The organism is Chloroflexus sp. (assembly GCF_034431535.1).
Taxonomy (GTDB): Bacteria; Chloroflexota; Chloroflexia; order Chloroflexales; family Chloroflexaceae; genus Chloroflexus.
In genome coordinates this window covers 40,659-62,943 of record NZ_DAOUDC010000074.1, presented here as the reverse complement: position 1 = coordinate 62,943, position 22,285 = coordinate 40,659, and the positions used below count along the sequence as shown (strand labels likewise).

The 22,285-nt window shown below is 61.3% G+C and carries 17 protein-coding genes; 7 read left to right on the top strand and 10 right to left on the bottom strand.

Annotated features, from left to right (window positions below; translation table 11 throughout):
- Positions 1-72: 72 nt before the first annotated feature.
- Both U9R61_RS18620 and murA read left to right on the top strand, forming a co-directional pair.
- Positions 73-1,143: a hypothetical protein gene (locus tag U9R61_RS18620; protein ID WP_322490315.1), complete on the top strand. Its 1,071-nt coding sequence runs from the start codon at positions 73-75 to the stop codon at positions 1,141-1,143.
- A 101-nt stretch (positions 1,144-1,244) separates the two neighbouring features.
- Entirely contained in the window at positions 1,245-2,537 is a 1,293-nt protein-coding gene (murA, locus tag U9R61_RS18615) for a UDP-N-acetylglucosamine 1-carboxyvinyltransferase (RefSeq protein WP_322490314.1), read from the top strand.
- Between the two features lie 686 nt (positions 2,538-3,223).
- Here murA and U9R61_RS18610 read toward each other — a convergent pair.
- From U9R61_RS18610 to U9R61_RS18600, 3 genes are all read right to left on the bottom strand, one after another.
- Positions 3,224-3,886: an SOS response-associated peptidase gene (locus tag U9R61_RS18610; RefSeq protein WP_322490313.1), complete on the bottom strand. Its 663-nt coding sequence runs from the start codon at positions 3,884-3,886 to the stop codon at positions 3,224-3,226.
- A 533-nt stretch (positions 3,887-4,419) separates the two neighbouring features.
- The gene (locus U9R61_RS18605) at positions 4,420-4,833 is read right to left on the bottom strand and encodes a hypothetical protein (protein ID WP_322490312.1); all 414 of its coding nucleotides are present in this window, start codon (positions 4,831-4,833) and stop codon (positions 4,420-4,422) included.
- Positions 4,834-4,921: 88 nt separating this feature from the next.
- A complete protein-coding gene (locus tag U9R61_RS18600; protein WP_322490311.1) occupies positions 4,922-5,638 on the bottom strand; it encodes a hypothetical protein in 717 nt (238 codons plus the stop codon).
- 644 nt (positions 5,639-6,282) lie between these two features.
- Between U9R61_RS18600 and U9R61_RS18595 the strand changes: the two genes are divergently transcribed.
- Positions 6,283-9,432: a S8 family peptidase gene (locus U9R61_RS18595; RefSeq protein ID WP_322490310.1), complete on the top strand. Its 3,150-nt coding sequence runs from the start codon at positions 6,283-6,285 to the stop codon at positions 9,430-9,432.
- Positions 9,433-9,567: 135 nt separating this feature from the next.
- Here U9R61_RS18595 and U9R61_RS18590 read toward each other — a convergent pair whose 3' ends face one another.
- The 5 genes from U9R61_RS18590 to U9R61_RS18570 form a co-directional block, all read right to left on the bottom strand.
- The gene (locus U9R61_RS18590) at positions 9,568-9,708 is read right to left on the bottom strand and encodes a hypothetical protein (RefSeq protein WP_322490309.1); all 141 of its coding nucleotides are present in this window, start codon (positions 9,706-9,708) and stop codon (positions 9,568-9,570) included.
- Positions 9,709-9,935: 227 nt separating this feature from the next.
- Positions 9,936-10,316 (bottom strand): hypothetical protein, encoded by a 381-nt coding sequence (locus tag U9R61_RS18585; RefSeq protein ID WP_322490308.1) that lies wholly within the window; start codon positions 10,314-10,316, stop codon positions 9,936-9,938.
- Positions 10,300-10,656, bottom strand: a complete 357-nt coding sequence (locus U9R61_RS18580; RefSeq protein ID WP_322490307.1) for a hypothetical protein — start codon at positions 10,654-10,656, stop codon at positions 10,300-10,302. The genes U9R61_RS18585 and U9R61_RS18580 overlap by 17 nt, the downstream gene beginning before the upstream one ends.
- Positions 10,657-10,735: 79 nt before the next feature.
- On the bottom strand, positions 10,736-11,086 hold the full coding sequence (locus U9R61_RS18575; protein ID WP_322490306.1) for a PIN domain-containing protein: 351 nt from the start codon (positions 11,084-11,086) through the stop codon (positions 10,736-10,738).
- 174 nt (positions 11,087-11,260) lie between these two features.
- Complete coding sequence (locus tag U9R61_RS18570) at positions 11,261-13,681, bottom strand: hypothetical protein (RefSeq protein ID WP_322490305.1); 2,421 nt, start codon at positions 13,679-13,681, stop codon at positions 11,261-11,263.
- A 60-nt stretch (positions 13,682-13,741) separates the two neighbouring features.
- On the opposite strand from U9R61_RS18570, the gene U9R61_RS18565 reads away from it, so the two are divergent.
- The 3 genes from U9R61_RS18565 to U9R61_RS18555 are packed head-to-tail and all read left to right on the top strand — an operon-like array spanning position 13,742 to position 17,348.
- On the top strand, positions 13,742-14,902 hold the full coding sequence (locus U9R61_RS18565) for an aminotransferase class I/II-fold pyridoxal phosphate-dependent enzyme (RefSeq protein ID WP_322490304.1): 1,161 nt from the start codon (positions 13,742-13,744) through the stop codon (positions 14,900-14,902).
- Between the two features lie 56 nt (positions 14,903-14,958).
- The gene (locus U9R61_RS18560) at positions 14,959-15,276 is read left to right on the top strand and encodes a hypothetical protein (protein WP_322490303.1); all 318 of its coding nucleotides are present in this window, start codon (positions 14,959-14,961) and stop codon (positions 15,274-15,276) included.
- The gene (locus U9R61_RS18555) at positions 15,273-17,348 is read left to right on the top strand and encodes a hypothetical protein (RefSeq protein ID WP_322490302.1); all 2,076 of its coding nucleotides are present in this window, start codon (positions 15,273-15,275) and stop codon (positions 17,346-17,348) included. The genes U9R61_RS18560 and U9R61_RS18555 overlap by 4 nt, the downstream gene beginning before the upstream one ends.
- 25 nt (positions 17,349-17,373) lie before the next feature.
- On the opposite strand, the gene U9R61_RS18550 is transcribed toward U9R61_RS18555, so the two are convergent.
- Positions 17,374-18,273 (bottom strand): hypothetical protein, encoded by a 900-nt coding sequence (locus tag U9R61_RS18550; protein WP_322490301.1) that lies wholly within the window; start codon positions 18,271-18,273, stop codon positions 17,374-17,376.
- On the bottom strand, positions 18,270-20,555 hold the full coding sequence (locus U9R61_RS18545) for a hypothetical protein (RefSeq protein WP_322490300.1): 2,286 nt from the start codon (positions 20,553-20,555) through the stop codon (positions 18,270-18,272). The genes U9R61_RS18550 and U9R61_RS18545 overlap by 4 nt, the downstream gene beginning before the upstream one ends.
- Positions 20,556-20,731: 176 nt before the next feature.
- Here U9R61_RS18545 and U9R61_RS18540 point away from each other — a divergent pair, with 176 nt between their 5' ends.
- The gene (locus U9R61_RS18540) at positions 20,732-22,207 is read left to right on the top strand and encodes a LuxR C-terminal-related transcriptional regulator (protein WP_322490299.1); all 1,476 of its coding nucleotides are present in this window, start codon (positions 20,732-20,734) and stop codon (positions 22,205-22,207) included.
- Positions 22,208-22,285: the final 78 nt, after the last annotated feature.

Sequence of the window (22,285 nt, the reverse complement as noted above, 5' to 3'; positions counted from 1 at the left end):
TGTTGCCGGTTGAACGGAATGTGCTGCCGCCCATGCTATAATGACGCCGCGAACGCCCACCGAGGAGCGGATATGGCCAAGTGGAACGATCTCAGCGTTGCCTTCAATACCTTGCGCGAAATTGATGTCGCCGCCATCCGCGCCGAAGCCGAACGCCCGCTGGCGATCGTGTGCGTAGGATCGCCGCGGGTCTGCCAAACGATCGCTGCCCGGCTCGAAAGCGGCCCACAGCGGTATGGCGCGACCGGGCCATCACCGATTCAGCTCGCTAGCCTGACGACGATTATTCCCGACGAACTGCGCGGCGTCGATCTGATCGTGCTTGGGCTCGACCGGAACACGCGCCTCTCGGCGCGTGAATTAGCGACGATCGACCGGTTGGCGGCGCTGGCCTTGCCCACCGTGGTGGTCGTGTGGGGGACGGCCTTGCCCGCCGATGCCGGCCCGCTCCACCCGCGGGTGGCCCATGCCCGCCTGTTGGTCGTGCCCGACCCGGACGCGCTTGACCTCGATGCGCAATTGGCTGAAGCCGTGCTTGACCGGCTGCCCGGCGAATTGCATCTGGCGGCGGCGCGCCGGTTGCCCGGCCTGCGCGCTGCGGTGGCGCGCCAACTGATCAACAGCGTCTCGTTTACCAATGCGACGTATGTGCTAGCCACCGCCCTGCCATCCCAAATCCCGATCTTCAATGTTCCCTTTGCTGCTGCCGATATTCTGGTGCTGACCAAAAATCAGGCGATTCTAGTGTATCGCCTCAGCCTTGCTTACGGCGCGCCGCCTGACATCCGCGAACGGCTGCGCGAAGTATTGCCGGTCATCGGCGGCGCGTTTGTCTGGCGGCAACTGGCCCGCGCACTGGTGGGGCTGATTCCGATCTGGGGGGTAGCGCCCAAGGTGGCGATCGCCTATGCCGGCACGTATACCACCGGTATGGCGGCATGGCGTTGGTTTGCCGAAGGCGAAATTGTCGATCAAACTCGTTTAAAAGAGTTAGGATCCGAAGCTTTGGCATTGGGCCGCGAACGAGCTGCCGAGTTGATTGCCGCAGCTCGATCTGGCAGCAGCCAGCAAATGAATCGTTGGCGCCGGTTGTGGGAAGGAATCAAAGCTCGCTTCCGACGCCCACGCAAACCGCTCGATTGAGGATACCCCATCGCACCTCGGCTGCCGAATGCCTGTAGAGACGGCCCGCTGGGCTGTTTCACTATGGATACGACCAGATTACACCACTAGGAAAGCACACTATGGATCACTTCGTCATCGAAGGTGACCACCGGTTATCGGGATCGATCCGGCCCGCCGGCAACAAGAATGCGGCCCTGCCCTTGCTCGCGGCCGGCCTTTTGACCGATGAACCGGTCACGCTGCGCAATATCCCCGACATTGGCGATGTACGCACCAAACTGGCGCTCCTGTCGCAGCTCGGCGTGCAGGTCGAGAGGCCAGAGCCGAATGTGGTGCGTCTGCACGCGGCACGATTAGCGCCGGTTGAACCAGATACTGCGCTGGCGCGGCGCATCCGCACCTCGCCGCTCTTGGCCGGCCCGCTGCTCGTCCGGCGCGGGTATGTCACCCTGCCGCGACCCGGCGGCGACGCGATTGGCCGGCGCCGGCTCGACACGCACTTGTTGGCGTTGCAAGCCTTGGGGGTGCAGATTGAAGTCACCCCGGCCAGCTACATTCTGACCACCGATGGCTTGCGCGGCGCTGATATCTTCCTCGACGAGATGAGCGTCACCGGCACCGAACAGGCGATTATCGCGGCAGTGACTGCCGAAGGCCATACGACCATTGGCAACGCCGCCTCGGAACCGCACGTGCAAGACTTATGTCACTTGCTCAACCGGATGGGGGCGAAGATCAGCGGCATCGGCACCAACCTGCTCGAAATCGAGGGTGTGAGCCGGCTGCATGGAGCTGACTACACCATCGGCCCCGATTTTATGGAAGTTGGCTCGCTGATCGGATTGGCCGCCGTCACCCGCAGCGAACTGCGAATTGTAGGCGCGCGCCCGCGTGAGCATCGTATGACCAAGATCATGTTTGGCCGGCTCGGAGTCATGTGGCATGAAGAGGGTGACGACATCATTGTGCCGCCCGATCAAGAGCTAGTGGTGCGCCATGATCTGCACGGCGCCATTCCGAAGATCGAATCAGCGCCCTGGCCCGGTTTTAACCCCGATCTCATCAGCACCGCGATCGTGGTCGCGACCCAAGCCCGCGGCACCGTGCTCATCCACGAGAAGATGTTTGAGAGCCGGCTGTTCTTCGTTGACCGGCTGATCGGCATGGGAGCGCGGATCGTGCTCTGTGACCCGCACCGGGCAGTGGTCGTCGGGCCATCGCAACTCTACGGCGAACCCGACGGCCTGCCGAGCCCCGACATCCGCGCCGGCATGGCGCTAGTCACGGCGGCGCTGTGCGCGAAGGGGCGCAGCGTCATTTACAACATTGGCCAAATCGACCGTGGCTATGAGCGGATCGACGAGCGGCTCGCCGCGCTCGGCGCCCGGATCGAACGGGTGCGCGGGGGATGATGGATAGAGGCGGCCTCCACCCCGTAGCAGGATCACGACCCGACCACCCTACGAGGTTTGAGAGGAGGACAGAACCTTTGGTTGATCACAACTGTTGTGCGATGCCGCAACGCTCGACGCTACGTTCTCCTCTCCCGCGATAGTAGGAGCGGGGCTGGGGGTGAGGGTACACCGGTGCATCGCATAGCCATCAACTATGCGCATACGTTCTGTCCGCTCTTGAACCCAGCGGGGGTAGGGCCGCTGAATGCTTACTGCGGAGGGCGCAGGGGATGTAGAACGCTCGCTCACACTCATCACCACCTCTCCATCCCTTTGCGTCTTTGGCGTTCTCTGCGTCTTTGCGTTAAAACCTTTGCGCCTTGGCCCCCTTTGCGCCTTAAAGTTAGCTCTCACCCCCAACCCCCTCTCCCACCTGACGGCGGGCGAGGGGGCACCGCTGGGGAGCGGTCACGCCATTGCGAGAGCGGAACGGAGCTGCCCCCTCTCCCACTGGTGCGGGAGAGGGACAGGGGGTGAGGGCCAGCAGCTCATGCTCGCGGGAGATGGCTTCGCCTCCTCCGCCGGCTCGCAATGACAACCGGAGAGCGGGGCGGCGTGCCCTGTTGTCATCGCGAGAGCGCGGATGCGCCCGCAGCAATCTCTCGCTTCGGCGCGAACGAACACTGTGGGAACATCTCTTGAACCTATGGGGTAACAGGTTGGATTAACCCCTCGCCATCGTTGCGCACCTGATTGACTGCCTTACTCACCGGATAAACGCGCAACGCGACTGGCGGCGGCGTAAGGCAAAGATGGTGGAGGCGGGCCACATCGGCAGCAGGGTCAAGCCACAGTTTATCGAGATCAGGCGGCAGAATCACCGGCATCCGATCGTGGATCGGGGCAACCACCTCGTTAGCGGCAGTCGTCAGAATGGTATAGCTTTCGAGCAATGCGCCATCAGGCGCGCGCCACTGTTCCCACAAACCGGCGAAAGCCATCAGAGCGCCATCAACCGGCGTGAAATAGAACGGCTGCTTGCCGGCAGTCTGCTGCTGCCATTCGTAAAAGCCAGAGGCTGGGATCAGGCAGCGCCGGCGGCGAAACGCCGTGCGAAAGGCCGGCTTTTCGAGCACCGTCTCGCTACGGGCATTGATCAGGCGCGCACCGATAGCAGCATCATGCGCCCACGACGGGATCAAGCCCCAGCGCAGCAACGCCAATTCGCGCGCACCATCGCTTGCGCGCACGACCGGCGCCGGCTGGGTAGGCGCAATGTTGTAACGGGGCTGGAGTTCGAGCGACGCCACTCCGAACCGGGCAGCGAGCTGAGCAGGTGAAACGGCTAACGTATAACGACCGCACATAGCATTGAGTGATGACTCATAGAGATGATGTACTGCTGCAAGCACCGTGGACGCGGAGCAACAGGAGAAAAACTGGATAATGGCGGGAAGCGCCGGCATCGGTGGCTTTTGACCACCGGCTCCACTCCCGGCGGCAGTTTAAGGATTGACAACGCACTTACGCTAGCACAGCCCCCTACCGCCGTGCCCCCAAACCTTGGCGCAACTCTCCTCTCGCCCACGTTATAGGTTGAGGGTTGGGCATACCATTGGCTGAGTACAACCGTTGATCGCTATGCCATACCGCAAAGCTAGGCTCTGCGCTCCCCTCTCCCGCGCCAGTAGGAGCGAGGTTGGGGGTGAGGGTACACCGGCGCATCGCAAAGCCATCAACTCCATCTGCGCTCGCGGATTCTGTCCAACCTTGAACGTTATAGGAGAGGAGCAGGGATGGTCAAAGCCATCACCTGCACCAACCGCATAGGTTGTGGCCGCCGTTGAAGTGCGGGCAGGCGAGGAGCGATGATCGCTAGCGCCAACCCATCACGACCGGCTTAGAAATCATCTTTGTCTGGATCGAGGCGGGTCGTCTCGCCGGTCGCCGGTTCACCGCCGGCAGGCGACTGCATCCGTTTGATAAACTCAGCCAACTGCTCGTTGAGTTGGGCAATTCCCTGTGCCAAGGTTTGTTGGAGATCGTTGGCCGCTTGCGACTGCTGGAACTGGTGCAGTGTCTGCTGGCCACGCTCGGCCAACTCTTGCACACGGGGATCATTGGCGATCGCCTTGACCGCCACCTGCACCTGCTCACCGATCATACGCAGGCCATTTAGCAATTCCTGCTGCAACTGGCGAGCGCGTTCACTTTCCAGCGCAGTACGGAGCGCCGCTTCGATCTGCTGCCCCAATTCGCGCAATTCGGCGCCCAAATCAGGGGTCTGATCGGGCTTCTGGTCAGGCTGGCTCATCGTCTTACTCCTTAGTATATTATCACTGACAGCCATCAGCGATACGACGAAGGCTTCTATGAAAACGTTGCGCCGGCCCGTAACACACTTACCGTCGCCGGCGCAACAACAGCCAGAGACTGGCCGCCACAGCGAGCGCGCCAAGGGCAGGCCGGGTGCCGCGAGCCGGGCCTTGGGCCACCAGCGCCGCCACCTCAGCCACACCTGACGGACGGACAGGAATGCTCTGCGCCGGCAGCGCGATCTGGCCGATCACATAGTTCCGGCGGCGCGCCACGGCATAGAGGTGAGCCAGCGGCGGCGCCGGCTCGCCATCACCCGGCAAGAGATCGACCAGCTCGGCGCGGAAGAGGGCAAGTGGCAAGAGTGGGTCGTCTTGATCACTTGCCAACACCCGGCGCAACAACGCCGTATGCGCGTGGTGCAGCGGATGGGCCGGTGCCGGTGTGCGCCGGCCTACCAACACATCCTGCCCATGGTACGCAGCCAGCAACCGCTCAATCGCCAAAGCTGACGGCGGCGCCGCAGCGTCGATCGCGAGCACGAGATCACCGCCGATCAAGCCACACGCATCGCGGAGCAGGTATGACGAGCGGCGCGGCTGCATGTGGTATGTGGCATGCACCAGCGGACGGGCCGCGGCAACCCGCGCGGCAGCCGCTGCTGCAGCAGGGCCGGCAGCGATAATAATCTCGTGATCAGTGCTGTAGCGCGCTGCCGCCACGGTAACAGCCGATACCGCCTGTTCGAGCCGGGCGCCATCATCTGCATAAATGACGACTGACAAGATATTGATAACAAACACGGGGAACCTCCGCAACGAAATCATGCTGGTAGCAGTATAGCACAAAGCTTGTACCATAACCGGCGTATGGCAACCTGTTTGCAGCAAGCGGCTTGGCGTTCGCCAACCACCTCAGTAGCTGCCCGGCGCGATTGCCAAGATGAACAAGCTGTCATTTAGTTTGTTGAAAAATGAACGATTTGTAAACAGTCTGCTACGCAAATTCGCTTGACAGATACGTTTAGCAGCTTTAATCTTCTTCTTGCCAACGACTTCATACCTCAGCCCATCAAGCCAGCGTCGTCATTGCTGAGTTTGGCCTAGAGCAATGTCTACTCTTGCTGGTTGGTGTGCGCCATTCTTGCCTTAGCTCCGCCTGCGCCCCACCCATTTGGCCGGCTGCCTTTTTGCACACTGAACGGTGACATGCGATGAAGCACACAGACGTCTGTAGCATCCTCGCATCACTGCGGCTATCGACCCAGCATACTGGCGTAAGGATGGTTGTCAGCGTCTTGCAACATGCCTGACCGTCAGCACTCGTGTCGCTTGCCAGTGCAGCGGTCGAGAAAGGAGGGATGCGTTTGTAGCGATTTCAATGACGAAATGGCCGCACAAACCCCTTTTTGGTTGCGATGTTGTCCTGTTTGCGAACTGAGGAGTTTATGAAACTCATAACCAAACGCCATCTCGTTGCAATCGCCATCAGCGTAGCGTTGACGATTGCGCTGGTTGCACCATCAGCGGCGCAGCCGCCCCGCCCAACTCCTAATCTTGATGTGCTCCGGCTAGAAGAACCGCTTACCATTGATCGCGCACCCACCCCACTCTCACCTAGCCTGATCGGCGCCACCGGACGCCAAGAGGTTGTTATTCGCCTGAGCGAGAACCCCACCGCGCGCGTACCGCAGGGTGCGGCGCAGGCTGCCCAACTCAACCGCATCAACCAGCAACACGAGCGGGTGCTGGCCCGTTTGCGGGCAATTGACCCGACGATGACCGAGCTGGCCCGACTGCGGGTAGCGCTCAACGCGGTAGTCGTCGAGGTCGATGGCGCGGCGTTGCCGGCGCTGGCCCGTGATGTCGAAGTCGTGCGGATTAATCCGGTTGTGAATTACGAGCGCGACACCCAACCACCGATGGAGACGGTGCCCTACATTGGTGCGAGCCCGGCGGTGCAGGCTGCCGGCTACCGCGGCAAAGACGTGCGGGTGGCCGTGCTCGATAGCGGTATCGATTACACCCACGCCGCTTTTGGCGGCCCCGGTACGCTCGCGGCGTATCAGGCTGCGTATGGCACCAGCCCTGCCGATCCGCGCAATACGACGCTGGATGGTCTCTTCCCAACCGATCGGGTCAAGGGTGGCTACGACTTTGTCGGCGAAGTGTGGCCCAACGGTTCGCTCATGCCCGATCCCGACCCGATTGACTGTGGCGTGCTTGGCCTGAGCAGCGGCACCTGCGCCGGCGGTCACGGCACCCACGTTGCTGATATCATCGGCGGCGAGCAGGGTGTAGCGCCGGAAGTCGATCTGTTCGCGGTCAAGGTCTGCTCGGCGGTGTCGTCGTCGTGCAGCGGTGTGGCCATTCTGCAAGGGCTCGACTGGGTGGCTGACCCGAACGGCGATGGCGTCACCGATGACCGCATGCACATCGTGAATATGTCGCTGGGTGCGTCGTATGGCCAGAACTATGACGACGACTCGGCGATCGCGGTTGACAATTTGCAGCCGCTGGGCATTTTGGTGGTGGCTTCGGCTGGCAACAGCGCCGACCGGCCCTACATCACCGGCACCCCTGCCGGCGCGCGCACGGCCCTCTCGGTAGCGCAGACGGCAGTGCCGAGCGATGCGTCGTATCCGATTACCGTGCTGAGTACCACCGTCTTCGGTGTTGCCCAGCCATGGGCGCCGATCCCGAACACGGCGGTCAGCGGCACCTTGGTCTACTTCCCGGCGCCGGGCAATAACCTCGGTTGTACGCCCTACCCACCCGGTTCATTGACCGGCCAAATCCTGCTGGTTGACCGCGGCAGCTGCGCCATCAGCATCAAAGGCTCGAACGGTGCGGACGCCGGCGCAGCCGCAGTGATCGTGGCCAACAACGTAGCCGGCGCAGTGCCGCCTACCTTCAGCTTCGGCGGCGGCAACCCCACCGTGCCGGTACTGTCGATTACGCAGGTCGCCGGTAATGCGCTGAAAGCCCGGGTGGGCAACCCGGTCACGATTAATTTCGCTACTCCGGCCAGTAACGCTGGCAGCGTCGTCGGCACCTCGTCACGCGGGCCGACGATGGGTCAGATGACCTATGGGAACCAGATCATGTACGGCCAAATCATCAAGCCGGAAATCGGCGCTCCCGGCGCATCGATTTCGGCGGTGGCCGGCAGCGGCACTGGCGTGGAGCCGTTTGGCGGCACGTCGGGCGCGGCCCCGATGGTGGCTGGCGCGGCGGCCCTGCTCTACAATGCGGTTGATTGGAGCCTCTCGCCGTGGGAGTTGAAGGCGCGCTTGATCAATACTGCTGAGACCAACATCTTCAACGGCCCGCCGGTCTTCCTCGGCCCGGCGCTGGCACCGATTACCCGCATCGGCGGCGGCGAGGTGCGCATCAACCGCGCGATCGAGGCGCAGGCCAGCGCGTGGGAACTCAGCAACGGCACGGCCACCATCTCGTTTGGCTTGGTTGAGGCCACCCGCAACCCGACTACGCTTCGCCGCACAATCGTGGTGCGCAACTACGGCAACACGCCGCTCACCTACACCATCACGCCAACCTTCCGCTTCGCCAACGACGCGGCCAGTGGCGCAGTGACGCCGAGCACCTCGGTGAGCACGATTACCGTGCCGCCGCGCAGCCGACGCACCTTCACCCTCACGCTGAGCATTGATCCGACCAAACTGCCGGCATGGACGCTGAATTCGGGCACCAATGGCGGTAACGGCGCGGCGCTGACCGCCGTCGAGTACGATGGTTATCTGGTGCTTGATGCCCCCGGCACGGCTAACGACCTGACTATGCCGTGGCATGTGCTGCCGCGCGCTTCCGGCAACGTCCGCGCTCCGGCTTCGGTGCGAGCCACCACCAGCAGGCCGGCCACTGCCCAACTGACCAACACCGGCGCTAATCCGGTGACGATTGATCCGTTCACGCTGATTGGCAGCAACGACACCGTGACTGCCTCGCCGGGGGCTGGCGTGCAGATGCCGCCGATGGATCTGCGCTACGTCGGCGTGCGAGCTTTCGACATCCCCGGTTTCTGCCCGGGGAATACGCCAGTGATCCAGTTTGCGATCACAACCCACCAGACCATCACCCATTCCAACTATCCGGTGGAGATCGACCTGCTCTTCGACACCAACCGCGACGGCGCCCCGGACTACGTTGGCTACACGGCGGAAGTGGGAACCTTTGCCAGCGATGGCCGCAACGCCTTCTTTGTCGGCCCGCTGAGCGGTCCCTATAACGCCTTCTTCTTCACCAGCCACGCTACCAACAGCACCAACACTGTGGTTACGTTGTGCGGCAGCCAGATCGGGGTCACTACACTGGGCCAGCAGATCAACGTCGCTGCTTACACCTACGACAACTACTTCACTGGCTTCGAGCTGAGCAAGATCGAAGGCATGAGCACAGTGCTCGGCGCGCCGCGCTTCGACATCGACACGGGCAGCGGAGTGGTGCCGGCCAACGGTACGCTCAACACCACCATCTACCGCTTCAACGCCCCGGCTGATGTGACCGACTCCGGCATTCTGTTGCAGTACTCCTTCGCGCCGGGTGGTCGCGAAGCCAGCGCGATTATTGTCCGTTAGCCGATAACGGCTTGATCGAAGCACGCACGGCAGGCGATGGGACCTGCCGTGTGTGTTTTTTGAGCAGAGCGGGAGATCAGCAGTATACCACCGTACCGTAGCATCCCAGTAGTGGGCCGAACACGGTGCAGATGTTCATTGCGTCCAGTCGTCGACCGGCAAGCCCGGCACGTGGCTGAATTCGCGCACATTGTTGGTAACGAGGATGACGCAGCGACAAGCGATCAACAACGACCCATTGCCGGCAACGATGCTGCGAGATCGGTAGCGAGCCACCTACCAGACTGCCATTGCGCGGGGGCGCAGCCCCCGCAGCAATCTCCCACTTGCGTGCAGACCCATGGCTGGCAGTCATCCCTCTCGCTCTAGCAGGGGATTGCTTCGCCGCGCGGCGCGCAATGACAACCGAGGGGCGGCGACGCGCAAGAACAACACATAACAACGGCCCGGCGAGCAAACTGCCGGGCCGTTGAAGTAGGTGCTAAAGTTGTTACGAGGAGAGTCTATATATCAATATACAAAATGCTATCCCATGGAATAAAAGTGATCGACTTTGTACCAGTGTACACCAAACCACAGGCAGTGTCTTCATCAAGGATGTAATTAGGTAGGCTCACAGTGATACCGTCCACATTGCGCTCACCCGGACGATAACAGACTACAATACGTGACTCCTGAGATCCTGCCTTACTACCATAGAGCGTTCCGGCCTGCGCGGGTGTACCTAATCCTGCGCCGCTGCTATCGGCTGAAGCAGGCTTTGATGACCGGCGATACACTCTCGCATCTTCCGGTATCCTGCCAATAATTTCCGACAACGCCGCCATTGATGCAGGGACAAGCCAACGCTTGATAAGCACCCGCCAATTATTGCCCATGCTCACCCCAAACCTCCTTATTCTCTTTGCCGCAACCGGACACCGACATAATACACGACTTTTTTTCTGTCAAGGTTTGGCGGGGCAAAGAAAGGGGAGAGATCAGCGCGCCGGCTCGTCTGCTGCGCCGGTCTGCGGGGGGGGGGTGAGAGGGACGCATCCGGGCAATGTCGTTTACAATCTGATCGAGCGTCTTGCCGACGAAAAGGGCTTCACGCTCGACGGTATAGTCGCCTAAACCGGTGGTAAATTGTTTGAGGAAGCGCACAGTATCCACGATCCCTAACTCACGGTACAGTAGCTCCATCGCCTGCCGGTTAATCTCGATGAAAGGTTTTACTGTCATAACAATAACAATGGGTCCAGTTTCTGAATGAGCTCAATGGGGGTACAACGTTGACAGTCAGATCAACAATCCGCTGCGCTTAACGCCGCAAACGATCATCACAGGTGCAGATATAGTCTGCCTTCCCTGCTTCAGCGAGCGCCACATGCAAGGAATCACGCGGTTTCAAGCTATAAGCGAGAAATTGCAGCGCCCGATCATGCACTGCTTCAGTTAGCGCAATCGTTTCGGTTGCGCGCGCAAGCACGCTAGAGCCGTATTTCCGGCGCAACAAGAGGGGATTTTGGTCGTTTTCATAGTGCAGCGCATCTGAACTTACCAATGTGAGATGACCAGCTTCACCCAACGAGATGAGACCAAGCACCGCCTCTGCTTCGATCTGAATGCGCACATGACTCGGCGTATCAAGCGGGCGTTGAACAGCGCACATGTCTAGATATACTCTTATCATATCACCACTCTCATGGATTTTCAGTGAGCATGCAAGGCCTTGGACCAATGGCAGTTCCTGATCCCGAATCCGTGTTCACCGCAAAGGGTGGCACACAGTACTCTTGTTGCCTTCGGCAAGCCAGCGAACCGTCAAAGACTGGAAAAGGGGCTATCACTCCCCACCCGGCCAGCGGTAGCGCACCCCCGGCGGCAAACGCAGCGTCTCATCGCCGAGCCGGCCAAGGCCAAAGGTCGCGCCATCGGCGCTGCGCTCCAGCCGGGCATAGTCCGTCCACTGCACGATCCAGCCGTTGCGGAGGATGTCGCCGCTGAGCGGTTGGCCGAGGCTGGTCAGTAGCTCTGCCGGCACGGTATAGCCGGGACAGAGGGTATCAGCCAGGGTGCCATCAGCGCATTGCGCGCTGCGATTCGTTTCAGCGAGATACAGCTCTCTACCCAACGGGCGGAGGCGGATGGCACTGCTGTGTGCTTCGAGACACACCCGTTCAAAGCATTGCAACCATCCCCATCCAAACGGCACCGCCGGCGTGAGCGGCCAGCCGGCCCGTTCGACTGCGCCGAGTTCGGCCCACGCTTGCATCAAGCGCGCCGGCACGAAGTAACCAGTTTCGGCGAAGAAGGCGCCGCCTTGCGCTTCGACCGCCAGCGTGGTCACCGGTTGCGGCGCAATCAGGTCGTTCCCGGCCCGATCGCGCAACCCGACGGCCAGTTGGTACGTGCCGGGCAGCAGTTCGAGCGGCAACGCGATCGGTTGCATGTGTTCGATGGAAGCGGCGGTTGGCCAGCGCGCCGGCGGCAGTGCTCCGTAGAGCAAGGGTAGCTCGCTGTGGGCAGCGACGCGATTGCCGGCAAAGAGCACCCGTACCACGACCGTCAGGTCGTCTGCCGGGTTCTGATCGATCCGCTGCCACTGCAAGCTGAGCGTGAGGAGTTGGCCCGGTTCGTAGGCGACACCGAGCGGTGAGGCCAGTTGCACCCCGGTCAGTTGCACTCCGCCTGCCGCCACCGGCTGCAATGGCGTCTGAGCCGGCCCGGTCGCCACCGGACGGTAGCGGTCGATCACGCCGAGCGAACCATCTTGGGCGTAGCGATGGCGAATGATCGCGATCATCTCTGGGGTCAGCCAGTTGCCGAGGTAGTCGAGCAAGACGAGCGGCAACTTGCCATTGGCTAGCTCAAGCAGGATGGCGGTCTGATCGGCGAGCCCTTGATCGAGCAACTGGCGAAACTCGAACACCGGTATGCGAGCGGTGACGCCAGCCCCACTGGCGAGACCGGGCAAGTCGGTGAAGATGACCGGCCCGGCAGTGCGTGCTTCGCGCGCTAACTCCGTACCGGTGCGCGTCAATGCCGCCAACACGTCGGCTTCACGCCGGGCGTCGGCCCACAATCCATACTGACCAAAGGCCAAGCGGGGTGGGCTAGGCTCGATCAACCCTGCCGGACGCAGCCGGTTGGTGTCCCACAACGGCGGATAGTAGAGCAGACTGAAGATCAGCAGGCTGCTCATCGCAAGTGACCGGACGGACAGACGTTGGTTCACAGCGGCGAGCGTGCTCCATCCCAAACCGCACAGCCAAATCAGACCGGCGTACCACTCGAAGAAGTAGTTGGCATACGCACCGACCTTGCCCACGCCAATGGCACCGAGGGTACCGGCCAATGTATAGGTGAGAGCCGGGAGGAGCATCTTCCGTCGTTCGGTGCGCCACACAATCGCTCCACCGATCAGGGCGGCGATAGCGAGAAGCCAACGCAGCGTCAGTTGCTGCCGCCAGAAGCTGAGGGCTAAGTCTGCTTCCCAGCGGTTTGCGTTGGCGGCTATCACGTGGATCAGGAACCAGCCGTGGGTGGCCCAGGCGAGAGCTACTACGATGCCACCACCGGCCAGCGTTGTAGTCGCGAGAAACGTCAGTAAGGCATAGCGGGCATGCGGTTCAGGTTGGGAACGGAGCCGGATCCATCCGGCGAGCAGGAGCACACCGGCAGCCAGCGGCCCGGCGATCAGCGATGGCTTGGTCAAGAGGCAGCCAACCGCCAACCCACCGGCCAACGCTCCCCGCCAGACTGGGGGCAGGCGCTCGTGGCCGGCCACCCACACGGCCCACAACCCCAGTGCCACACCGAGCAGATCCACCCGCATCAGCGGCATCCACTCGCGCACTACCGGTACTGCCAGCCAAAGCAGCGCCAGCCAAACCCCGCGCCTCCCGATCAGCGCCGCCAGCGCCGCGGCGCTCGCCAGCGCCCCAAACAGCGCCACTAGCCTCCCCGCTGCCAGCGGCGCGCCGGTGAACCACGACATCCCGGCGCTCAGCAAGAGGTAAAGCGGCGGATAATTGACAATCAAAAATGGCTCTTGCGCTGGATCAGCATACAAACGCCAGATCGGTTCACCGCCGGCCAAGCGGCTCACCTGCGCCAACAGCGGCCCCTCGCCGTAATCAAGCGGGAAAGGAAAAGCGAGCAGCAATCGAACGTGCTCGGCGGCATACCACAGATAGAGCGCCAGCAAACCGGCCAACGCCCCAAGCATCACCCAACACAACCAACGTAAGACAGCATGTCTCATGGTAAGATAGAGCTCGCTGAGCAATGGCGCTCAGCCACGATACCACTAAGGAGAGCCTCTATGACCAGCCAGCGCATTGCGCGGCGCATCCGCGCCGTTCCGCCATCGGGCATTCGCCGCTTCTTTGATATTGCCGCCACCATGCCCAACGTGATCTCACTCGGTGTCGGCGAGCCTGATTTTATCACGCCGGAGCACATTCGCGCCGCCGGCCAAGCTTCAATTGACCGTACCACCGCCTACACCTCTAACTCTGGCCTGCTCGAACTGCGCATCGCGCTCGCCGAGCACCTCAACCACCGCTACGGCGTGCAGTACGATCCCGAAACCGAGCTGCTGATCACCGTCGGCGTTAGCGAAGCGATGCTCGGCGCAGCGCTAGCCCTGCTCGACCCCGGCGACGAAGTGTTGATGCCAGAGCCATGCTTTGTCTCTTACCCGGCATGCGTCACCTTCGCCGATGCGCACGTCGTCTACGTGCCGACCAGTGTCGCCGACGGCTTTCAAGTGACCGGTGCAGCACTAGAAGCAGCGGTCACACCACGCACCAAAGCGATCCTGATCGGCTATCCCAACAACCCAACCGGCGCGGTGCTGAGCCGCGAACGGCTGTTGGAGGTAGCGGCGGTGGCCGAACGCCACGACCTGATCGTCATCTCAGATGAGATCTACGACCGGCTGGTCTACGGCGTCGAGCACACTTGTTTCGCGGCGCTGCCCGGCATGCGCGAGCGCACCGTGCTGCTCGGCGGCTTCTCGAAAGCCTATGCTATGACCGGCTGGCGGCTAGGCTGGCTCGCCGCTCCTGCTGAAATCACCGCCGCGGTGCGTAAATTCCACCAGTATGCAATTATGTCAGCCCCGACCATGAGCCAGTACGCCGGCCTTGAAGCCATTTTGCACGGCGAAAAGGCAGTGCAGGAGATGGTGCGCGAATACGACCGCCGCCGCAAGGTGATCGTGTCTGGTCTCAACAGCATCGGCCTGCCCACCTTCGAGCCGCAAGGCGCTTTTTACGCCTTCCCGCAGATCAGCCATCTCGGTCTGAGCAGCGAAGCCTTCTGCGAGCAGTTGCTGCACAACGAGCAGGTGGCTGTCGTGCCGGGAGACGCCTTCGGGCCAAGCGGAGCCGGTTACGTGCGCGCCTGTTACGCCACCGCGATGCACAAGATCGAAGAGGCATTAGAACGGATCGAGCGATTCGTCCGCCGGATTGGGTAGGGACGTAGCATCGCTATGTCCCTACCGGCGGGGTGATACACACATCGAGGTACATTATGCCATCGCGCAACAACGAGACCGCCACCGAACTACGTTGCTCGCTCACTGGACGGCCACTCACACCGGAAGAGGCCTATTGGGCGCCGCCGCTAATCACTGCCCGCGATTTGATCACGACCTTCTTCAAAACCCTGTTCACTAACCCGGCGGCGCTAGGGGCTATCTTTCTCAGCGAATTGCCCGACGTACCCTACGCCCCTGAAGCGCGCCCACTGCTGGCCCGTCGCCGTTCGCAAGAACAGGCCAAGCTGCTGGCGTTGTTGCTGGTGATTGCGATCGTGGTTGTTGGGTTGATCTTCTGGCTGGTACAGTGAACGAGCGCAACGTTCGTCCAGCGCCAACGCTATCCGATCCCGCCACGCAGCGACCGCTCGTCACCCTCAGCGCGGGCCGGCGCTGGTTGCTGAGCGGATTGCTGCTGGCGGCGCTGGTGGCTTTGCTCCCTGCCGGACGGGTGTTGTTAGCGACCGGTTTGTGGCTGATCGCGCCGGGATACCTGCTCGAACGCAGCTTGCCCGGCCCGCGCCCGCCATGGCTGTTGCGGGTTGCGCTCTGGGTTGGCATGAGCCTAAGCCTTGTGCCGCTTGGGTACCTCTGGGTCACGGCGGTGGGCGGCTCACTACCGGCGCCGGTGCTGATTGTTGGCGCCATCTTGCTGGCACTGGTGGCAAGCTGGGCAGCATGGCACGACCTTGCCGGCGTGCAGGGCCGGCCATCCGCCGCGACGTGGCTGCTGGCGATCGTGCTGGCGATCGGCGCGTGGCTGCGGGCCGAACAGATCGCCGAACTCGCCCTACCAGCGTGGGTCGATTCGGTGCATCACGCCCTAATGGTGCGCGTCGCTGCTGAAACTGGACGCGCGCCGTGGACACTCACCCCCTACCTGCCGGTGGTCGAGATGCCCTACCACTGGGGTTATCACGTGGTGATCGCGACGGCTTGGCATCTGAGCGGCGGTGCATTGCCCGACGTAATACTTTGGAGCGGGCAGTTACTCAACTGGTGGCAGAATGTGGCTGCCGCCGCGCTAGCCCTGCTCTGGTGGCGGCGGCCCAGCGCAGCGGTGGTGGCTGCCGCCATCGTTGGCTGCATCTCGTGGATGCCGGCGTATTATGTGTCGTGGGGCCGCTACACCCAACTGACCGGCCTGTTGCTGTTGACAGCCTTAGCCATTGCGTGGCAACAGTGGCTTGACAGTACCCGCCGCCGCGAACGCGCCGGTTGGCTGGCGCTAGCGGCGCTGATCGCCGCCGGGTTGAGCCTCGTTCACATGCGCATCTTTGTCTTTGGCGGTGCGCTGCTGGCAGCGCAGAGCATTGTATGGAGCTTGCGCCAATCGCGGCACACCATCATCGCGCACGCAGCGCAGGCGCTGCTGGCCGGTATCGCTGCGGTGGCATTAGCTGCGCCATGGTGGTGGTTGCTGCTGCGCCGGGTGCTTGTTCCAGCAGCGGTTGGTGAACAAAGCCTCACCACTGGCGGTTCGTATGCCCAGCTTAACTACGACCTGATGTGGATCGGCCCAAACGAATGGCTAGTAGCGCTGGCCTTGATCGGCGGCGCCATCGGCGTGGCCCGCCGGCAAGCGGCTGCTGCGGTGCTCCTGCTCTGGGTGGGTGATTTGGCGGTGTTGACCAACCCGTGGCTGGTCAGCTATCTCGCGCCGCCGGTGGGTCTTGCCCTTCTGCTTTACAGCCTCACGCAGCGCAAATGGCTGTGGAGCGGCGTTGGCATGCTCTTGTTGGCGATCAACCCGGCGACAGTACGTCTGCCCTTTCTCTGGCTATTGCCGGTGGACATCGCCGCGATCAGTCTCTTCCTCCCCCTTAGCAGCTTGATCGGCGGCGGGGTGGCGTTGATCTGGCCGGCCCAACGGCGCTGGCAGCAGATTGGCGGCACGGCGGTATTACTAGGTCTGGCCTTGTGGGGAGCCAACCAACAACGCGCCATCGTCAACCCTGTTACCGTCTTAGCGACGGCCACCGACCGGGAAGCGATCGCGTGGGTGGCTGACCACACCCCGCCCACGGCCCGCTTCTTGATCAACGCTGCACCGTGGCTACCGGGAGTCGCCCGTGGCAACGATGGCGGCTGGTGGATCATGCCGCTCACCGGGAGGTGGACGAGTACGCCGTCGGCGCTGTTTACGTATGGCGATGCAGCGTCAGTCCAAGCTACGCGCCAACGCAGCCAACAGATCATCGACTTCGGCGAGGGGAAAGCAATCGATCTTGATCGTTTGATTGCTGCCGAGCGGATCGACTACATCTACACCTCACCCAACGGCCCGCTGCGCCCTGAACTCTTTGCTCACCGGCTCGGCTATGAAGTGGCATTTGCCGAAGGGGGTGTGGTGATCTATCGGGTGACACCTGATCGGAGATGACAAGCCGGAGCGCGCGCTGTGACCTCTACGGAAACGCCACACTCCACCACTCACGCCCCATTCCTAACGCCACCAGATAGATCGCGCACACAATGCTGAAGAGCGTATCAAACCGCTGCCAACGGCGCGGCTGCGGGCGAACGGCAAAGCTCGCGATACCGATCAACACCAAGATGAGCAACCCGCTCCCGGTGATATAGAGCCGGTAGAGCGGCGTTGACCGATCAACCAGCCCGTGGGTCAACCGCAGCAAGTTCTGCAAATCAGCGGCAATCGGCCCATCGGGGGGGAAAGCCGGCGCCAGCGGCGCCAGCAACGCCGCGAACGGATTGAACGCAACAGCGACGATAACCGGTGAGGTAGGTGGCGTATCCCTGACCGCGATCAACACCCCAGCGACTAACCACATCACTAGCACACTATACACCAAGAACAACGCTGCCGGCGGATTGCGCATCACCGTCACCAAACACACACCATACGCACCACTAAGCAACGCCGTCACGACAATCACGGCAAATGCCCACCCGATCTCAGGCAAGCTCAGACTGCCAAAGATCGGCAGCAAACTAAAGAAGGGCAAGGTGAGAACGATGGCAAGAATTATCACGGCCCACACCACCAGCAAGCGAGCCAGCAAGACCGTCAGGTTCATCTTTGACTGTACACCAACCGTATAAGCACTCACTGCCAACAGGGGGGAAAGCAGCATCACCCATCCCTGTAACGCCAAACAGAGACTCGTGGCAAAGAGACGGCCAATTTGCGCATTCAAGAGCGGCAAGGCAGCCAGAGTCGTCATTCCTGCCAGTTGTCCCGTTCCCTGCGCAGTCAGCAACATCACCAGCACGGTGCTGATGAAGAGCAGCACAATGCGGCGCCGCCGGATCAGCCGCTGCCACTCTTCGCGTAACACCGCCCTCATGGCAACACTCCCTGCACCCCACCCGTCGCGACGACGCAACCCAGTCGATCTAGCCCGCCGCTAAGCCGGAGCCGCACCTCGCCGAGGCGCAGATACGGTTCAGCATCAGTTATCGTCATAGTTGAAAGAGGACTGAAGGCGACGGCGTCCCACGCCCCAGTTATCCAATTGTAAGCGCGAAGGGCGAGGTTCACATTGTTCGTGGCGTCCGCTGGCCTGAGCCGTAGCTGTATGGCGCTAGCCTGTAGCGACGACAGATCAGGCGGCAAGCGCAGACGGATCTCGGCTGTCTCACCGCTCAACGGCACACCTTGGCCATTGAGGCATGGCGATGCTTCAGAGCCGGCAGGATCGAGGCGCAACCATCCCACCGGCAGAGAAAGTTCACCCTGCCCCCGGATCGGCGGTCGCATGACCAAGAGCGTTTCAACCGACCCAATCGTTGGTTGGACCGGCAACGTTGGATCGCGATCTAACCATCCTAGCACAAACGGCCCCGGATCAAAGCGCGTGGGTAACGCTGCCACCGCTGCATCGACCAAGGCGGCCCGGATTTGTGCTGCCTGCTCCATTTCGCCATCAATCAGCAAGCCATTATCCTGCAAATCTTTGATCACTAATTGACTGAGAGACAGACCAGCAGCAGCAGGCGTAAACAGCGCCGGCCAGCGCGCGACCGAGCGCGCGCCGGGGCGCAGTGTGCCAAAAAACAACAACTGATCTCCATACACGACGAAAACATCGCGTAGGGTATACTGGCTATCATTCTGCATGTCAACCCGCAACCGCCCTTGATCAACCACCAACGTCGATCGCACTGCCGGCGCAGGAATGATTGCCGTTGTCCACAAAGCCTGCGTTTGCCAAGGCGCTAACTGCCGCTCTAGCTGCGTCGTCATCTGCGCCAAGCTCTCACTGCCGCCCGCCGGCGAACCATCACTGCCAGTAATGATGAATGGGCGGGCAATTACCGGATCAGTAAACACCATCGTTTCCGTTCGCGGCATCGCCGAGAGCATCACGCTAATCGTCTGCGCTTGCGCCCGTTGACCATCGATCACCTCGATCAAGGTCATCCGTAAAGCGCTATACGCCGGGGCCGCATTCACGTTGGCCCACCACAACCCTACGCCGGTGCTAATGAGGGCAATAATCAGTAAGCTAACCGCCGGCACAACACGCCGCCAACGCCAAAACCCTAGCGCCAGCAACAGCATCGCAACCGCATACCACGTGAGCGCCGTCAAACCTTGGGCAAACGCCGGAATAGCAATCTGCGGCAACGCACCAAGCGCCGGTGTGAGTGTTTGTAACTGCCAAGGCGTCATTTGGGCACTCGCGCCGCCCGGCGTTGATACAAACAACGCCGGCTGCGCTAGCGCCGTCCAGAATTGCTCACGACCGGCCCAATCGGCCAGCGCTTCCGGCGCAAACGCGAGTTGGGTTACGCGACCGCGACCAACCGCAAATTCCACCCACGCCGGCGCCGCCGGATCGCCGTGGTACTGCGCTCCGGTGACTGGCACCAGCTTCACGCCCAGCAATGGCGTATTCAACGATGATTTGCCAAGGACAACTACTGGTTCGCGATCAATGATCGCGGCGCCGGTGATCGTTGCTGCGTGCAACGCTGGCGGCAGTGCTGTTTGCAACGTAATAGTGGCTGGACCGCCGCCGATAATGAGATGGCCGCCATTGTAGACCCACGCTAACAGCGCGGTCTGTTGCGCCGCCGGCAATGGCGCATCCAGATCAAACATGGCTAACACGCTCAGGTTGCTCAGACCAAGGTGATGATCCGGCAGATTGGCTACCTGTAAGCTGCCGGCAGCAAACAGATCACTTATTACCGGTGAGGCGCCTACTACTGCTCGCATCCGTTCTACCGGTCGCAGCAGCAGCCCCACCTCTTGCCGCTCAACGATGACACCATCGATGGCGAGCGTAACAAACACGGCGCGCGTCGGCTGGACCAGAAAGACGTACAGCCACAGCGATTGTTGCGTTTGCGCAGCTAACCGCAACGTGCGCGCATACTGGATCGCACTGTCCGCTGGCGTCGCCGTCACCGTCACCGTCGCTGCCGATAGCCCTTGATTGCGCAGTGTCACCCGCAACGGGAGCCACTGGCCTACGACGTATTGCCCAGCAAAGGGGGTGTCTAGTTCGAGCGAAACTATCGGTTGCGCCATCGCTACGCGAAATGACGCGATCTGCACGGCCAATAAACAGACCGATATCAGACTGAGCAGAACTGTGAGACGCAACCGGCGTACAATCATAATGGCAAGTCTGAAACGCGAGAATGATATTGCCTCATTATACGAGAAGGCTTGCACGCCGTCACAGCATTCAAACCGCCGATGCGCAATCAACGCCGTACCTTCCCACTCGCACTGTGGCGCTGATGCATGTGTTATGATCAACGCAAAGCGGCGAAGTTATCACTCATGCCATTATGACGAACGAAAGCCCAATCAGCGAACGCGAGCGCGAAATTCTGCGCCTAGTTGCAACCGGCGCTACCAACCAACAGATCGCAATCGCATTGAATATTAGTGTCAACACTGTCAAGGTCCATCTTCGCAATATCTTCGCCAAGATCGGCGTCGAATCGCGGACTGAGGCCACGGTGTATGCTATCCGCACCGGGATCGTAACGGTGAGCGAGGCAGGGCTGGCGCCTACCGATGAAGCGGTATCGTCACTCGAACCAGCGCCGTTTATCACGCCTCAACCAGAGGATCGTGACCAGATACCAGACCCTACGAGTGAGCCAGCCCCAGAAGCACCGGTCATTACGCCAGCAACGCTCGCAGAATCGGCGCCGCCTGCGTCCTTACCCCCACAAGCGCCTGTACCACCTCTTCCTAGCGCCGGGCAAGACGTACCAGCAATGATAACAGTGCAAACTCCTGCTTCCCGGTACACTACCCGCATCCTCCCTTGGCTGATTGGACTTGCCACCGTGTTAGTTATTATCATTACGCTCTTTGTCGCTAATGCCCGTCCGATCAGCAACATATCGCCAACCGCCAACTCAACGATTTCATCACTGCTTAACCCCGAACAACGCTGGTTTATCCGTCAGCCGCTCAGCGATCCGCGTGATGACTTCGCTCTCACCGGCTATGACCTTGAACGCCGGCTGTATGTGATCGGCGGGCAGCGCGATGGAAGCACCGTTGCTACAGTCGATCGTTACGATCCTGAGACAAACCGCTGGGTGACGTTGACCGATAAACCAACCGCTGTGAGCCACGCACGCGCCATTACGTTGCGAGGCTTGATCTTCGTCCCCGGTGGTGAAGATAGCGCCGGTGCCGTGATCGACCGGCTCGAAATCTATGACCCGCGCGAACAACGCTGGTATACCGGCGCAGCCTTGCCGGCGCCACGCAGCCGCTATACGCTAGCGGCATGGGAAGGACAGTTATACCTGATTGGCGGCTGGGATGGCACATCGATCCGTAATGAAGTGTTTATCTACGACCCCATCCTTGATCGGTGGGAAACAGGGCCAGCCTTGCCCCAACCACGTCGCAATGCCGGCACAGCCATCGCCAGCGGTCGCCTGTATATTATCGGTGGCGAAGGCGTCAACGGTCCGCTGCGCGAGAGTGCGCGGCTCGAACCAAGCACTGATCCCAACCGGCGTTGGATTGCCATCGCGCCGCTGCCGCAACCGATTACCCGTCCCGCTACCATTGCCCTATCAAGCACCCTGCTCGTATTTGATGGTGAGCGCCGCGAAGGGCTGACTTACGATATTGCCGCCGATGCATGGAGCCGCACACCGCTGCCCCCCGAGGCCCAAGTCTTTCCCGAGGCCGTGTTGCTCGATGCCAGCATCTATTTTGTTGGCAATCGTCAAGCACAAGGGAGGTTGAGCGAATATCGCGCCCTCTACGTAATTTTCATTCCCGGCCAGTAAGGCCAGCTAGCAAACTGCCCTAATGGATGTACTATGGAGTGCGGCAGTCAAACTGCCGCACTCCATGCTTTATGCCCC

Excerpts from the sequence above, each read along its gene's own strand:
- U9R61_RS18620 (WP_322490315.1), top strand. The coding sequence starts at position 73 with ATGGCCAAGTGGAACGATCTCAGCGTTGCCTTCAATACCTTGCGCGAA.
- murA (WP_322490314.1), top strand. The coding sequence starts at position 1,245 with ATGGATCACTTCGTCATCGAAGGTGACCACCGGTTATCGGGATCGATC.
- U9R61_RS18610 (WP_322490313.1), bottom strand. The coding sequence starts at position 3,886 with ATGTGCGGTCGTTATACGTTAGCCGTTTCACCTGCTCAGCTCGCTGCC.
- U9R61_RS18605 (WP_322490312.1), bottom strand. The coding sequence starts at position 4,833 with ATGAGCCAGCCTGACCAGAAGCCCGATCAGACCCCTGATTTGGGCGCC.
- U9R61_RS18595 (WP_322490310.1), top strand. The coding sequence starts at position 6,283 with ATGAAACTCATAACCAAACGCCATCTCGTTGCAATCGCCATCAGCGTA.
- U9R61_RS18580 (WP_322490307.1), bottom strand. The coding sequence starts at position 10,656 with ATGACAGTAAAACCTTTCATCGAGATTAACCGGCAGGCGATGGAGCTA.
- U9R61_RS18575 (WP_322490306.1), bottom strand. The coding sequence starts at position 11,086 with ATGTGCGCTGTTCAACGCCCGCTTGATACGCCGAGTCATGTGCGCATT.
- U9R61_RS18570 (WP_322490305.1), bottom strand. The coding sequence starts at position 13,681 with ATGAGACATGCTGTCTTACGTTGGTTGTGTTGGGTGATGCTTGGGGCG.
- U9R61_RS18565 (WP_322490304.1), top strand. The coding sequence starts at position 13,742 with ATGACCAGCCAGCGCATTGCGCGGCGCATCCGCGCCGTTCCGCCATCG.
- U9R61_RS18560 (WP_322490303.1), top strand. The coding sequence starts at position 14,959 with ATGCCATCGCGCAACAACGAGACCGCCACCGAACTACGTTGCTCGCTC.
- U9R61_RS18550 (WP_322490301.1), bottom strand. The coding sequence starts at position 18,273 with ATGAGGGCGGTGTTACGCGAAGAGTGGCAGCGGCTGATCCGGCGGCGC.
- U9R61_RS18545 (WP_322490300.1), bottom strand. The coding sequence starts at position 20,555 with ATGATTGTACGCCGGTTGCGTCTCACAGTTCTGCTCAGTCTGATATCG.
- U9R61_RS18540 (WP_322490299.1), top strand. The coding sequence starts at position 20,732 with ATGACGAACGAAAGCCCAATCAGCGAACGCGAGCGCGAAATTCTGCGC.